At 70.6% G+C, this 12,468-nt stretch carries 13 protein-coding genes; 11 read left to right on the plus strand and 2 right to left on the minus strand.

Annotated elements, in window-relative coordinates; genetic code table 11:
• Positions 1–3: 3 nt before the first annotated feature.
• Positions 4–1,278, plus strand: coding sequence for an ABC transporter permease (locus ABD104_RS13830; RefSeq protein WP_343927686.1), 1,275 nt, complete (start codon positions 4–6; stop codon positions 1,276–1,278).
• Complete coding sequence (locus ABD104_RS13835; protein WP_343927687.1) at positions 1,278–2,435, plus strand: ABC transporter permease; 1,158 nt, start codon at positions 1,278–1,280, stop codon at positions 2,433–2,435. The genes ABD104_RS13830 and ABD104_RS13835 overlap by 1 nt, the downstream gene beginning before the upstream one ends.
• On the opposite strand, the gene ABD104_RS13840 is transcribed toward ABD104_RS13835, so the two are convergent.
• Positions 2,422–3,849: an NAD-dependent succinate-semialdehyde dehydrogenase gene (locus ABD104_RS13840; protein WP_087841612.1), complete on the minus strand. Its 1,428-nt coding sequence runs from the start codon at positions 3,847–3,849 to the stop codon at positions 2,422–2,424. The genes ABD104_RS13835 and ABD104_RS13840 overlap by 14 nt on opposite strands.
• 163 nt (positions 3,850–4,012) lie before the next feature.
• Between ABD104_RS13840 and ABD104_RS13845 the strand changes: the two genes are divergently transcribed.
• The gene (locus ABD104_RS13845; protein WP_343927688.1) at positions 4,013–4,765 is read left to right on the plus strand and encodes a GntR family transcriptional regulator; all 753 of its coding nucleotides are present in this window, start codon (positions 4,013–4,015) and stop codon (positions 4,763–4,765) included.
• A gap of 3 nt (positions 4,766–4,768) precedes the next feature.
• Here the strand turns inward: ABD104_RS13845 and ABD104_RS13850 are convergent, their stop codons facing one another.
• Positions 4,769–5,611, minus strand: coding sequence for an SDR family NAD(P)-dependent oxidoreductase (locus ABD104_RS13850; RefSeq protein ID WP_343927689.1), 843 nt, complete (start codon positions 5,609–5,611; stop codon positions 4,769–4,771).
• Between the two features lie 176 nt (positions 5,612–5,787).
• On the opposite strand from ABD104_RS13850, the gene ABD104_RS13855 reads away from it, so the two are divergent.
• From ABD104_RS13855 to ABD104_RS13890, 8 genes are all read left to right on the plus strand, one after another.
• Entirely contained in the window at positions 5,788–6,705 is a 918-nt protein-coding gene (locus ABD104_RS13855; RefSeq protein WP_343927690.1) for a hydroxymethylglutaryl-CoA lyase, read from the plus strand.
• A gap of 62 nt (positions 6,706–6,767) precedes the next feature.
• Positions 6,768–7,748 carry an XdhC family protein gene (locus tag ABD104_RS13860; protein WP_087841608.1) on the plus strand — a complete coding sequence of 327 codons (981 nt, stop codon included), beginning with the start codon at positions 6,768–6,770 and terminating at the stop codon, positions 7,746–7,748.
• Between the two features lie 34 nt (positions 7,749–7,782).
• A complete protein-coding gene (locus ABD104_RS13865) occupies positions 7,783–8,559 on the plus strand; it encodes a sulfurtransferase (protein ID WP_343927691.1) in 777 nt (258 codons plus the stop codon).
• Positions 8,560–8,682: 123 nt separating this feature from the next.
• Positions 8,683–9,873 (plus strand): bifunctional 3,4-dihydroxy-2-butanone-4-phosphate synthase/GTP cyclohydrolase II, encoded by a 1,191-nt coding sequence (gene ribBA, locus ABD104_RS13870; protein WP_087841606.1) that lies wholly within the window; start codon positions 8,683–8,685, stop codon positions 9,871–9,873.
• Positions 9,870–10,391: a 6,7-dimethyl-8-ribityllumazine synthase gene (gene ribH, locus ABD104_RS13875; protein WP_087841605.1), complete on the plus strand. Its 522-nt coding sequence runs from the start codon at positions 9,870–9,872 to the stop codon at positions 10,389–10,391. The genes ribBA and ribH overlap by 4 nt, the downstream gene beginning before the upstream one ends.
• On the plus strand, positions 10,384–10,851 hold the full coding sequence (gene nusB, locus ABD104_RS13880) for a transcription antitermination factor NusB (protein ID WP_087841604.1): 468 nt from the start codon (positions 10,384–10,386) through the stop codon (positions 10,849–10,851). The genes ribH and nusB overlap by 8 nt, the downstream gene beginning before the upstream one ends.
• A 30-nt stretch (positions 10,852–10,881) precedes the next feature.
• Positions 10,882–11,901, plus strand: a complete 1,020-nt coding sequence (gene thiL / locus ABD104_RS13885; protein WP_343927692.1) for a thiamine-phosphate kinase — start codon at positions 10,882–10,884, stop codon at positions 11,899–11,901.
• Positions 11,898–12,413, plus strand: a complete 516-nt coding sequence (locus ABD104_RS13890) for a phosphatidylglycerophosphatase A family protein (protein WP_425543332.1) — start codon at positions 11,898–11,900, stop codon at positions 12,411–12,413. The genes thiL and ABD104_RS13890 overlap by 4 nt, the downstream gene beginning before the upstream one ends.
• Positions 12,414–12,468 lie beyond the last annotated feature (55 nt).

The raw sequence follows: 12,468 nt of genomic DNA on the forward strand, positions 1-12,468 counted from the left end.
GCCATGAGCGCAGCGGCGGGACCTCCCCCGCATACGGCCGGCGGGGCCGCGCCCCGCGAAGCGCGGCCGGGCGCCTTCCGGCGCGCGGCGAGCCGGGAAGCCGCGTGGCTGCGCCGGCATCCGCGCGAACTGGCCATGATCAGCTGGGTACCGCTGCTGGCCGTGCTGCTGCTGTGGTGGATGTTCTCGGCCGGCATTCCCACGCGCCTGCCCATCGCCGTCGTGGACGGCGATCATTCGGCCCTGTCGCGCCAGTTCGCGCGCATGCTGGAGGCGGCGCCGGGCTTGCGCGTCGCGCGGCGCGACGCCAGCCTGGCCGAGGCGCGGGCCGGCATGGAGCGGGGCGACGTCTACGCGGTGGTGGCGGTCGAGCGCGATTTCTCCCGCGACATCAAGCGCGGGGCCAGCGGCCACGTCACGCTCTACCACAACGCGCAGTTCTACACGGTGTCGGGCCTGGTCCTGCGCGATGTGCAGACCGTGGCCATGACACTGTCGGCCGGCGTCGAGATGGCGGCGCGCAACCGCCGCGGCGAGCCGGCGCAGTCGGTGGCGGTCAGCGCCGAGCCGGTTCGGGCCAGTTCGCTGGCCTTGTTCAACCCCAGTCTCAACTACGAACAATTCCTGGCGGCCGCGCTGGTCCCGGCACTGCTGCACATCCTGGGGATGACGGCCGGCGCCTGGACCGTGGGCCGGGAGATCCGCGACCGCACGGTGGGCGCCTGGCTCGCGGCGGCCACGGGCGCGCAGGCCCGTCCCGATGGCGGCGTGCGCGTCGCGGCGGGGCCGGCCCTGGCGGCATTGGCCGGCAAGCTCGCGTGGCCATGGGCGGGGCTGTCCGCCGTGGGCCTGGCGGCCCTGCTGTGGCTGACCTGGGGCCGGGGGTGGCATCCGCCCGGCAGCCTGCCGTGGGTAGCCGTGGCCCTGATGTCTTTCATTGCCTTGTCGATCGCGATGGGGGCCGCCGCCGCGCTGGCGACGCGATCCCTGCGCACGGCCTTGTCGCTGGCTGGCATCGTGACGGCGCCGGCCTTCGCCTTCAGCGGCATGGGCTTCCCGCTGGCCGCCATGCCGGCCGGCGCGCGCGCCTGGGCGCTGGCGCTGCCCTATACGCACTACATCCGCCTGCAGGTGGAGCAATTGCAGATGGCTGCGCCCCTGCGCCATTCGTTGCCGGCCTTCGTGCTGATGCCGCTGGGCGCGGCGCTGCTGGCGCTGGCGGGCGCGTGGCTGCTGTGCCGCGTGGCGGCCGAGCCCGCGCGCTGGGGAGGCCGCTGATGGACGCGCGCGGCTGGGCCGCGGCCTGGCGAGACACCCTGGCTGAGCTGCTGCGCGACAAGGGCGCGCTGCTGCTGATCGTGCTGGCCCCGGTCTTCTACGGATTCTTCTATCCCTGGCCCTATGCCACCGAGGTCCTGCAACGCGTGCCGGTGGCCATCGTGGACCTGGACCACTCCAGCCTGTCGCGCCAGATCGTGCGCTACGCCGATGCCAGCCCGGACCTGCGCGTGGCGATGGTGACCGGCGACGAAGAGACGGCACGGCAGGCGATGTGGCGGGGCGAGATCGAAGGCTATGCGCTGCTGACGCGAGACCTCAGGCGCAATGTGCTGCGCGGCCGGCCGGCGCCGGTCGTGGTCAGCACCAACGGCAGCTACGCGCTCTACAACAAGGCGGTGATGACCGGCTTCACGGCCGTCGTCGGCACGGTGTCGGCCGGCATCGAGATCGCGCAGCGTACCGCGCACGGGCAGGGGCGGAACCAGGCCATGGCAGGCCGCAGCCCGGTCGGCGTCAGCGCCGTGGCCCTCTACAACCCCACCGGCGGCTATGGCAGCTACGTCGTGCCGGCGGTGGCGTTGATCATCATGCAGCAGACGCTGCTGATGGGCGTCGCGATGCTGGCCGGCACCTGGGCCGAGGCCGGCCGCCTGCGGGCGCCGGCCAGGGTCTGGCTGGGGCGCGTGCTGGCCTTCTCCACCGCCGGCCTGGTCGCGGGGCTGGTCTATTTCGGCTGGATCTTCTGGTTGCAGGACTACCCGCGTGGCGGCAACCCGCTGGGGGCGCTGGTCCTGCTGCTTTGCTATGCCCCGGCGATCAGCGTGGCGGGGGCGCTGCTGGGCGCCTGGCTCAAGGACCGCGAGCAGGCCTTGCAGGTATGGCTGTTCACGTCGCTGCCCATCGCCTTCCTGTCCGGATTCGCGTGGCCGGTGGAAAGCCTGCCGCCTGTGTTGCAGGCGGCACGCTGGATCTTTCCCAGCACCGCCGGCATCGATGCCTCGCTCAGGCTGAACCAGATGGGGGTGCCGCTGGCCGACGTGGCGGGATCGCTGTCGTGGCTGGCGGCCTGGGCGCTGGCGGGCTTTGCCGCACTGGCCTGGTGGATGCGTCCCCGGGAGCCGGGGACGCTCCGCGGGGACGTCAGATCTGCGTGATGAACTTGGTCACCAGGTAGCCGTCGAAGGTCTCGACGCCGCCTTCGCTGCCTATGCCCGAGTCCTTCACGCCGCCGAAGGGCGTCTCGGCCAGGGCGACGCCGAAGTGGTTGATGTTGACCATCCCGGCTTCCAGGCCGTTGGACACGGCGGTCGCGGTCTTGAGCGAGTTCGTGAACACATACGAGGCCAGGCCGAAGGGCAGGCTGTTGGCGCGCTTGAGCACTTCCTCGATGGTCTTGAAGCGCGTGACCGGGGCGATGGGGCCGAAGGGTTCCTCGGTCATCAGCTTGGAGTCGTCGGGGATGTCGGTCACGACCGCGGGCGAGAAGAAATAGCCTTTTTCGCCCATGCGCGAGCCGCCCGTCACGACACGGCCGCCGCGCTGGCTGGCGTCGTCCAGGAAGGTTTCCATGGCCATCAGCCGGCGCTCGTGGGCCAGGGGGCCCATTTCCACGCCCTTGCCCAGGCCGTCGCCGACCTTGATGGAGGCGATGGTGTCGGCGAAGCGCGCCACGAACTTGTCGTAGGCCTTTTCCTGGACGTAGAAGCGGGTCGGCGATATGCAGACCTGGCCGGCGTTGCGGATCTTCATGCGCGCCAGCATCTCGGCCGCCGGCTCGACGTCGGCGTCGTCGAAGACCAGCACCGGGGAATGGCCGCCCAGTTCCATCGTGGTGCGCTTCATGTGGGCGCCGGCCAGCGCCGACAGCTGCTTGCCCACCGGCACCGATCCGGTGAACGAGATCTTGCGCACGATGGGCGACTCGATCAGGTAGGTGGAGATTTCGCTGGGCACGCCCCAGACGATGTTCAGCACGCCGGGGGGCAGCCCGGCGTCGTGGAACAGCTGGGCCATGGCCACGACCGCGCTGGGCGTGTCTTCCGGACCCTTCAGGATGATGGTGCAGCCGGCGGCGACGGCCGCGGAGACCTTGCGGATGGCCTGGTTGAACGGGAAGTTCCAGGGCGTGAACGCGGCGCAGACGCCCACCGGCTCGCGTACGACGAACTGGCGCACCGCCGGGTTGCGGGGAGGGATCACCCGGCCGTAGATGCGGCGGCATTCCTCGGCATGCCATTCTGCATGCTCGGAGCAGGTCATGATCTCGGCCACGGCCTCGGCCAGCGGCTTGCCCTGGTCCAGCGTCAGGTTGCGCCCGATGTCCTGGGCACGCTCGCGCGCCAGTTCGGCCACCTTGCGCAGGATGCGCGAACGCTCGAGGGGCGAGGTCTTCTTCCAGCTTTCGAAGGCCCGCTGGGCCGCCGCCAGGGCCCGGTCCAGATCCGCGCGCGAGGCGTGCGGCAGCTTGCCGAGCACTTCCTGGGTGGCAGGATTGATGACATCCTGCTCGCGGCGATCGCCGCCTTGGATGAATTCGCCATCGATGTAAAGGGCGAGGTCCTGATACATGCCAGTCTCCTGAGGTCGGAGTCCGGGACGTTCCGGACTCCGGAAGCGAAAAGCAACCCCATAGACTAGCACGGTCTGGCGATTTTCCGCATGAACCGCCCGCCCCGCATGCTATCTTCCCGGGTACTTTTCCTTACCCCGAACCTTGCGTATTTCCCGCGGCATGCCGGCAGGACGACACCCGAAAACACAGCCTGGCGACAGCCCCCGCTACCGGCAGATCCTGGATGCCTTGCTGGCTCGCATCGAGCACGGCATCTATCCGGTGGGCGGCCACGTCCCCACCGAAGGCGAACTGTGCCGCGAGTTCGAGGCCAGCCGCTACACGATACGCGCCGCGCTGGCCCGCCTGGTCGAGCACGGCATGGTCGAACGCCGCCCCGGAGCCGGGACGGTGGTGCTTGCGTCACGGTCGCGACGGGCCTACCAGCAGTCGATCGCCTCGCTGTCCGACCTGTTCCAGTATGCGTTGGACACGCACGTGGAAATCCGCGCCTCGACCCTGGTGACGCTGGACGCGGCCACCGCCGCCATGCTGGGCGCGCGCGAGGGCGACCGCTGGCTGCAGGTGGACAGCGTGCGCTGGACCGAGCGGGGCGGCACGCCCATCTGCTGCACCAGTTCCTTCCTGCCCGAGCGGCTGGCTTGGATAGGACCCGAGCTGCCCGGCTGCGTGGGACCCTTCTATGCCCACATCGAGGCGCGCGCGGGCGAGCCCATCGTGCGGGCCACGCAGGAGATCCGCGCCGAGCCCATGCCGGCGCACCTGCGGCCGCTGCTGGACGAGCGCCGCGAGGCGATCGCGCTGTGCCTGATCCGCCATTACTTCTCGGCGATGGGCAGCGTCATCTGTTCGTTCAACTGGCATCCGGCGGCCAGCTTCAGCTACCGCATGGAGATCGAGCGGCGGGGTTAGGGACTACATGATGGCCGGCTTGTCCACGTGCAGCGCACGGGCGCCTTCGGCGGCCAGTTCGGCCGGCAGCGATTCATTCCATAGCCGCGCGATGTAGCGTTCGCCGGTGCGGCCATTGGAGGCGTCCGAGCACAGCCACAGGATGCCGCGCCGCATGATGGAGGCGGGCAGCAGGTTGCCGTCGGCGCCTTTCCTGTTGGGACCGCCGGGAAGGAAATCGGTGTCGGCCGCGCCGCCGGGCAGATAGACGTTCACGTCCACGCCCGTGCCCGCCAGGTCCTGCGCCCAGATGCGCGAGGCGGCCTCCAGCGCGGCCTTGCTCGGCCCGTAGGGCGAATAGCCCCGGCGCACCATGGTCTGGTCGCTGGTCGAGATGTTGATGATCTTGCCGAAACCCTGGGCCACCATCAGCGGTGCGGCGGCGCGCGCCATGTTGAAGGCGCCGTTGATGTTGGTGTCGATGATCGCCCGCCAGGCCTGCGGGTCGGTCTGCCAGAAGCGCGCGGGCTCGGTGGTGAAGGTGTCGCTGATGACGCCCATGCCTATGCCGGCATTGTTCACCAGCACGTGCAGCGCGCCGAAATGGTCGCGGATCTCGGCCACCGCGCGCGAGCAGTGCTCGAAGCGCGTGACGTCGGCGACGATGGCGAACATGCGCCCGATGCCGGCCGTGGCCTGGGCCTGCGCCATGGTCTCGTGCATGGCGTCCGAGGCATGGGCGCCGGTGATCGCCACCCGGGCGCCCGCCGCCACCAGCGCCAGCGCCATTTCGCGTCCCAGTCCGCGCGTGCCGCCGGTGACCAGCACGACGCGGTCGCGCAGGGATGCCGTGTAATCTGCCGTCATGACGTTCGCTCCTGGAAGAGGCGCCCACGCGGCCGCACCGTCCGGTGCCCGTATCGCGCCGTGCATGTCCCAGTGTAGCGGCTTGGCGGGGGCGCAGGGGCATTCTGCGGCGCCGCGATGTCGATTTGTCCGGACAAAGTTATACTGCCCCTGACCACAGATACGGGGGACCCGGCATGGACGGCCACGTGGAGATCATCGACGTCGCACCGCGCGACGGCATCCAGAACGAGCGCGTGCTGTTGCCCGCGGCTGACAAGATCGAGCTGATCCGCCGCATCGCCGATGCCGGCGGCAGGCGGATCGAGGCGACGAGTTTCGTCAATCCGAAGCGGGTGCCGCAGATGGCCGATGCCGAGGCCGTCATGGCGGGCGTCGAGCGCCGTCCGGGCCTGTCGCTGATCGGCCTGGTGCTCAACGAGCCGGGCCTGGCGCGGGCGCGGGCGGCCGGCTGCGACGAGGCCAACGTGGTGGTGGTCGCCAGCGAGACCTTCTCGCGCAAGAACCAGGGCGCGGGCGTGGCCGAGGTGGTCGCGGCCGCCTCGGCCATCCTGGCGGGCGCGCGGGCGGCCGGCATGCGTACCTCCGTCACCGTCGGCGCCGCCTTCGGCTGCCCCTTCGAGGGCGAGGTGCCCGCGCAACGGGTGCTGGCCCTGGTGGAGTCGCTGCTGCCGGCCCGGCCGGACGAGATCGCGCTGGCCGACACCATAGGCTGCGGCGTGCCAACCCAGGTGCGCGAACTGCTGGCCGGCACGCGCGCGCTGGCGCCGCAAGCGCGCCTGCGCTGCCATTTCCACAATACGCGCAATACCGGCATCGCCAACGTGCTGGCGGCGCTGGAAGCGAGCGTGGATGCCCTGGACGCCAGCACGGGCGGTTTCGGCGGCTGCCCCTTCGCCCCGGCGGCCACCGGCAACATCGCCACCGAGGACGTCGTCTACATGCTCGAGCGCATGGGCGTGGCCACCGGCATCGACCTGGACGCCGTGCTGCGGACGGCCGAATGGCTGGGCGAGCGGCTGCAGCGGCCCGCCATCGGCGGCGTCAGCCGCGCCGGCCGCTTTCCGGCCCCGGCGCCGCAGGCGTGCGCATAGCGGTCCCGGCCGCGTCGTGGACTATCATGGCGTCCTGAGAATGACGTGGAGTGGGTACGACGATGGACAACGTCGATCTGGACGTCCTGCGGCGCCTGGCCCAGTGGCGGCGGGAAGGGCACGAGGTCGTGCTGGGCACGGTGACGCGCACCTGGGGCTCGGCGCCCCGACCCATCGGCGCGATGGTGGCCGTGCGCGGCGACGGTTCGATCGCCGGTTCGGTGTCGGGCGGTTGCATCGAGGACGACCTGTCGGACAAGGCGCGCACCGGCGCCTGGCCCACCGGCGTGCCCAGCGTGGTGCGCTACGGTGTCTCGGCCGAGGAGGCCACGCGTTTCGGCCTGCCCTGTGGCGGCACGCTGGAACTGGTCCTGGAGCCGGTCGCCGACCATAGTGGCGTGGAAGAGCTGCTGGCGGAGCTGACCCAGGGGCATCGGGTGCTGCGCCGACTGGACCTGGCCACCGGCCGCGCCGTGCTGGAAGCCGCCCGCGACCGTGCCGACACGCTGTCGCTGACCGACTCGGAGCTGGTCGCCACCCACGGGCCGAGCTGGCGCCTGCTGATCATAGGCGCGGGGCAGATGTCGCAGTACCTGGCGCAGATGGCGCTGGCGCTGGACTACGAGGTCATCGTCTGCGATCCGCGCGAGGAATATACGCAGGGCTGGGAGGTGCCGGGCGCGAGGCTGGTGACCACCATGCCCGACGATACCGTGACCGAGATGCGCCCCGATCGCCATACGGCCATCGTCGCGCTGACCCACGATCCCAAGCTGGACGACCTGGCGCTGCTGGAGGCGCTCAAGTCCCAGGCCTTCTACGTTGGCGCCATCGGTTCGCGGGCCAACCAGGCCAAGCGCCGCGAGCGGCTGGTCGAGTTCGACCTGACCCCGGACGAGGTGGCCCGGCTGCACGGCCCGGTGGGCCTGCGCATCGGGGCGCGCACGCCGCCCGAGATCGCCGTGGCCATCCTGGCCCACATGACGGCCGAGCGCTACGGCTTCCACAAGCTCGAATTCGAGGCGCCGGGCGCCGGCGCGTAAACTATCGCGCCTCGTCGTTTTCCGGATCCCCGCCGTGCCCGCCGTCGTCAACATCGCCGCCTACCGTTTCCTGACCCTGGACGACCTGCCCGCGCTGCAGGCCGCGGCGCGCGACCGGGCCCTGGCGTGCGGACTGAAGGGCACGGTGCTGCTGGCGCACGAGGGCATCAACCTGTTCCTGGCCGGCACCCGCCCGGGCATCGACGCCTGGCTGGAGTGGCTGCGGCATGGCCCGGACTTCGGCGGCCGGCTGGCGGGCATCGAGGTCAAGGAAAGCCTGTCCGCCCGGGTGCCGTTCCGCAAGCTGCTGGTGAAGATCAAGCGCGAGATCATCCGCATGGATCATCCGGCCATCCGTCCCGAAGCCGGCCGGGCGCCGGCTGTCGATGCCCGCACGGTGGTCCGCTGGCTGCGCCAGGGCCGGGACGACGAAGGGCGGGAGGTCGTCATGCTGGACACCCGCAATGCCTTCGAGGTCGATCACGGCACCTTCCGGGGCGCGATCGACTGGCGCATTTCCCGCTTCACGCAATTCCCGGCGGCCGTGCAGGCGCACCGGAACGACCTGGCGGGCAAGACCGTGGTGAGTTTCTGCACCGGCGGCATCCGCTGCGAGAAGGCGGCCATCTACATGGCGCGAGCCGGCGTCGAGCACGTCTACCAGCTCGAGGGCGGCATCCTGAAGTATTTCGAGGAAACCGGCGGGGAGGGCTACGACGGCGAGTGCTTCGTGTTCGACGGGCGCGAGTCGCTGGATCCGGCGCTGAGGCCCCGGCTGGACGGGGTGGACGACCCGATCCCGGCGCCGTAGGCTGCGCTGCGCGCCGCCCCCTTGCTGTCCCGGCATCCGGGTAAAATACCCGGTTTCCCCGTATCGGCCGACCGCCCGCGCCGCCGCCGGTACAACCCCGCAACCCCGCGCCGGACGATCTTCATGTCTGCATTCATTTCTCCCGTTCCCACCCCCGGCGGCTCCTCGGCGATCTCGTCGGTGCCGGAAATCGTGGCCGAGCTGCGCGCCGGCCGCATGGTCATCCTGGTCGACGAGGAGGACCGCGAGAACGAAGGCGACCTCGTCATGGCGGCCGAGTTCGTCACGCCCGAGGCCATCAATTTCATGGCCCGCTACGGACGGGGCCTGATCTGCCTGACGCTGACCGAAGAGCGCTGCCGCCAGTTGAACCTGCCGCTCATGGTGTCGGCCAACGGCACCAAGCACGGTACCAATTTCACCGTTTCCATCGAAGCCGCCCAGGGCGTGACCACCGGCATCTCGGCGGCCGACCGGGCCCGCACGGTGCAGGCCGCCGTGGCGCGCGACGCCAAGCCGTCCGACCTGGTGCAGCCCGGCCACATCTTTCCGCTGAAGGCGGCCCGCGGCGGCGTGCTGGCGCGGGCCGGCCACACCGAAGCCGGTTGCGACCTGACCGCCATGGCGGGGCTTACGCCCGCCTCGGTCATCTGCGAAGTGCTCAAGGACGACGGCTCCATGGCGAGGCTGCCCGACCTGATCGAGTTCTCGCGCCAGCACGGCGTCAAGATCGGCACCATCGCCGACCTGATCCAGTACCGCAGCGAACACGAGTCGCTGGTGCAGCGCGTGGCCGAGCGGCCGATCCGCACGGCGCACGGCGTCTTTCGCGCGGTGATGTACCGCGATACGCCCAGCGGCGCGCCCCACCTCGCGCTGGTCCATGGCGAGATCCATCCCGAGCGCGAGACCCTGGTGCGCGTGCACGAGCCCACGTCGCTGCTCGACGTGCTGGAAGTGGCCCGCAGCACGCACAGCTGGAGCGTGCCCAGCGCCCTGGAAGCCATTTCCCAGGCCGAATCCGGCGTGGTCATCCTGCTCAACTGCGACGGCACGGCCAGCGACCTGGCGGCCGAGTTTCAGCAATTGATCGACCAGGACCGCACCGGCGCGGCCTGCGGCGACGCGCCGGTGCGCATGGACTTGCGCACCTATGGCGTGGGCGCGCAGATCCTGAAAGACCTGAACGTCGGCAGCATGAAGCTGCTGGCACGGCCGGTCCGCATGCCCAGCATGACCGGCTTCTCCCTTACCGTGACCGGCTACGAGGCCGGCCATGACCAACCCCCCACCAAGGACGGCGCCCCATCATGAACCCCTATACCATGACTCCCGATCTGAATGGCGAAGGGCTGCATATCTGCATCGTGCGCTCCCGCTTCAATGAAAACATCGGCGAACTGCAGCTGCAGGCCTGCCTGGAAGAACTCGGCAAGCTGGGCGTGGACGAGCGCGACATCATGGTCGTGTCGGTGCCCGGCGCCCTGGAACTGGGCGTGACGCTGGCCCAGCTCGCCCACACCGGTGAGTTCGACGGACTGATCGCCCTGGGCGCGGTGATCCGCGGCGAGACCTACCACTTCGAAGTGGTCAGCAATGAGAGCGCGGCGGCCATCAGCCGCGTCGCGCTCGAGACCGGCATCCCCGTCGCCAACGGCGTGCTCACCACGGAAACCGAGGAGCAGGCGGTGGAGCGCGCCGCGACCAAGGGCCGCGACTGCGCGCAGACCGCCGTCGAGATGGCGAACCTGCTGGCCACCCTCGAGCCCGAGGAGGACGACGAGGACGAGGACGACGAAGATTTCGACGACGAGGAAGAACAGGATGACTGAGGCCAGCCGCCAGAACGCGCGCAGCGCGCGCCGCCGCGCGCGCGAGTTCGCCCTGCAAGGGGTGTACGAGTGGCTGCTCAAGGGGGGCGACGCCGGCGAGATGGGCGAGATCGACGCCCACATGCAGGACGGCGAGGGTTTCGCCGAAGCCGACCTGGGCCATTACAAGGCGCTGCTGTACGGCGCCGCCCGCGACGCGGCCGCGTTGCGCGAACGCTTCGCGCCCTTCCTCGACCGCCAGGTCGAGGAGCTGTCGCCGGTCGAGCACGGCATCCTGCTGATCGGCACCTACGAGCTGCAGAACCACGTCGAGATTCCGTACAAGGTCGTCATCAACGAGGCCGTCGAACTCGCCAAGTCCTTCGGTGGCACCGACGGCTTCAAGTTCGTCAACGGCGTGCTGGACAAGCTCGCGGCCGAAGTCCGCGCCGCCGAGGTCCAGGCCGGCCGTCGGGGTTGACGGTGCCTGGCCCGGGCCGGGGGAGCTGGCATGAGCGGTGAGTTCGAACTCATCCGCCGGCATTTCACCCGGACGGCGCCGGCGGGCATGCTGGGGGTGGGCGACGACTGCGCGCTGCTCTCGCCCTCGGCCGACGCCACGGCGGTCAGCACCGACCTGCTGGTGGAAGGGCGCCACTTCTTTCCCGACGTCGACCCACGCGCGCTGGGCCACAAGTCGCTGGCCGTGAACCTGTCCGATCTTGCCGCCATGGGCGCGAAACCGACGGCCTTCGTGCTGGGGCTGGCGCTGCCGCTGCCGCGCGTGGACGATGCCTGGCTCTCGGCTTTCGCCGCCGGCCTGTTCGCGCTGGCCGACGCCTACGGCTGTCCCCTGGTCGGAGGCGACACCACGCGCAGCGACACGGGCACGACCCTGTCCATCACGATCTTCGGCAGCGTGCCCGCCCAGGCGGCGCTGCGCCGCTCGGGCGCCCGCCCTGGCGACGACATCTGGGTGTCGGGTACGCTGGGCGACGCCGATCTCGCGCTGCGCCTGCTGCTGGGCGAGCGGGACGTACCGGTGGCGGACCGGGCGGCGGTGCTGGCGGCGACCCGCGGCGCGCTCGAATGGCCCGAGCCGCGCGTGGCGCTGGGGCTGGCGCTGCGCGGCCTGGCCAGCGCGGCGATCGACATCTCGGACGGCCTGCTGCAGGATCTCGGCCATGTCCTGGCCGCCAGCGGATGCGGCGCACGGTTGTGCGCCGATGACGTGCCGGTGTCACCGGCCGTGGCGGCCCTGCCGGCGCCCTGGCGGCGGCGCTGCGCGCTGGGCGGCGGCGATGCCTACGAATTGTGCTTCACCGCGCCTGCGGAGGCCCGCGCCCGGGTGGCCGAGGCGGCCGCGCGCGCGGGCGTGGCGGCCACGCGCATCGGCGCGGTGGACGCCGGCCCCGGCCTGCGGGTGGTGGACGCCGGCGGCATGCCGGTGCCGGACCTGCCCCGAGCGGGCTTCGATCACTTCCCGATGCCGGTCGATCCGGCGGCGGGCTCCTTGCCTGAGACATCATGACCGACATTTCCTCCGCCGGCCCGGTGCCGGCGAGTCCCAGCTTCGGCTGGATGCGCGCGCGCCTGTCGCGCACCATTGCCTTCGGCCTGGGCAGCGGACTGATCCGCCCGGCGCCGGGAACCTGGGGGACGCTGCTGGCCTGGGCGCTGTGGCAGCCCTTGACCATGGTGCTGGGGGCGCCGTTGCACCAGGCGATCTTCCTGGCGGCGGCATTCGTCGTGGGCATCTGGGCCTGCGACCGCACGGGACGCGACCTGGGCGTGCCCGATCATGGCGGCATGGTATGGGACGAGATGGTGGCCTTCTGGACCGTGCTGTGGCTGATCCCGGATTCCGTGGTGTCGCAGGCCTTCGGCTTCCTGCTGTTCCGCCTGTTCGACATCCTCAAGCCGCCCCCCATCGGCCATTTCGACCGCCGGCTCAAGAACGGCCTGGGCGTGATGTGGGACGACATGATCGCCGCGTTCTACGCGCTCTTGGTCTGCGCGCTGTACTGGCGTATCGTCAACTAAATCAATCCAGGGGGCGGCTTTCAACCAGGCTGACGATCGCCATTCTCGGCCGGCC

This window comes from Pigmentiphaga daeguensis (assembly GCF_039523035.1).
Lineage (GTDB): Bacteria > Pseudomonadota > Gammaproteobacteria > Burkholderiales > Burkholderiaceae_B > Pigmentiphaga > Pigmentiphaga daeguensis.

Coding starts and splice junctions, on each gene's coding strand:
- ABD104_RS13830 (WP_343927686.1), top strand. CDS start 4: ATGAGCGCAGCGGCGGGACCTCCCCCGCATACGGCCGGCGGGGCCGCG.
- ABD104_RS13835 (WP_343927687.1), top strand. CDS start 1,278: ATGGACGCGCGCGGCTGGGCCGCGGCCTGGCGAGACACCCTGGCTGAG.
- ABD104_RS13840 (WP_087841612.1), bottom strand. CDS start 3,849: ATGTATCAGGACCTCGCCCTTTACATCGATGGCGAATTCATCCAAGGC.
- ABD104_RS13845 (WP_343927688.1), top strand. CDS start 4,013: ATGCCGGCAGGACGACACCCGAAAACACAGCCTGGCGACAGCCCCCGC.
- ABD104_RS13850 (WP_343927689.1), bottom strand. CDS start 5,611: ATGACGGCAGATTACACGGCATCCCTGCGCGACCGCGTCGTGCTGGTC.
- ABD104_RS13855 (WP_343927690.1), top strand. CDS start 5,788: ATGGACGGCCACGTGGAGATCATCGACGTCGCACCGCGCGACGGCATC.
- ABD104_RS13860 (WP_087841608.1), top strand. CDS start 6,768: ATGGACAACGTCGATCTGGACGTCCTGCGGCGCCTGGCCCAGTGGCGG.
- ribBA (WP_087841606.1), top strand. CDS start 8,683: ATGTCTGCATTCATTTCTCCCGTTCCCACCCCCGGCGGCTCCTCGGCG.
- ribH (WP_087841605.1), top strand. CDS start 9,870: ATGAACCCCTATACCATGACTCCCGATCTGAATGGCGAAGGGCTGCAT.
- nusB (WP_087841604.1), top strand. CDS start 10,384: ATGACTGAGGCCAGCCGCCAGAACGCGCGCAGCGCGCGCCGCCGCGCG.
- thiL (WP_343927692.1), top strand. CDS start 10,882: ATGAGCGGTGAGTTCGAACTCATCCGCCGGCATTTCACCCGGACGGCG.
- ABD104_RS13890 (WP_425543332.1), top strand. CDS start 11,898: ATGACCGACATTTCCTCCGCCGGCCCGGTGCCGGCGAGTCCCAGCTTC.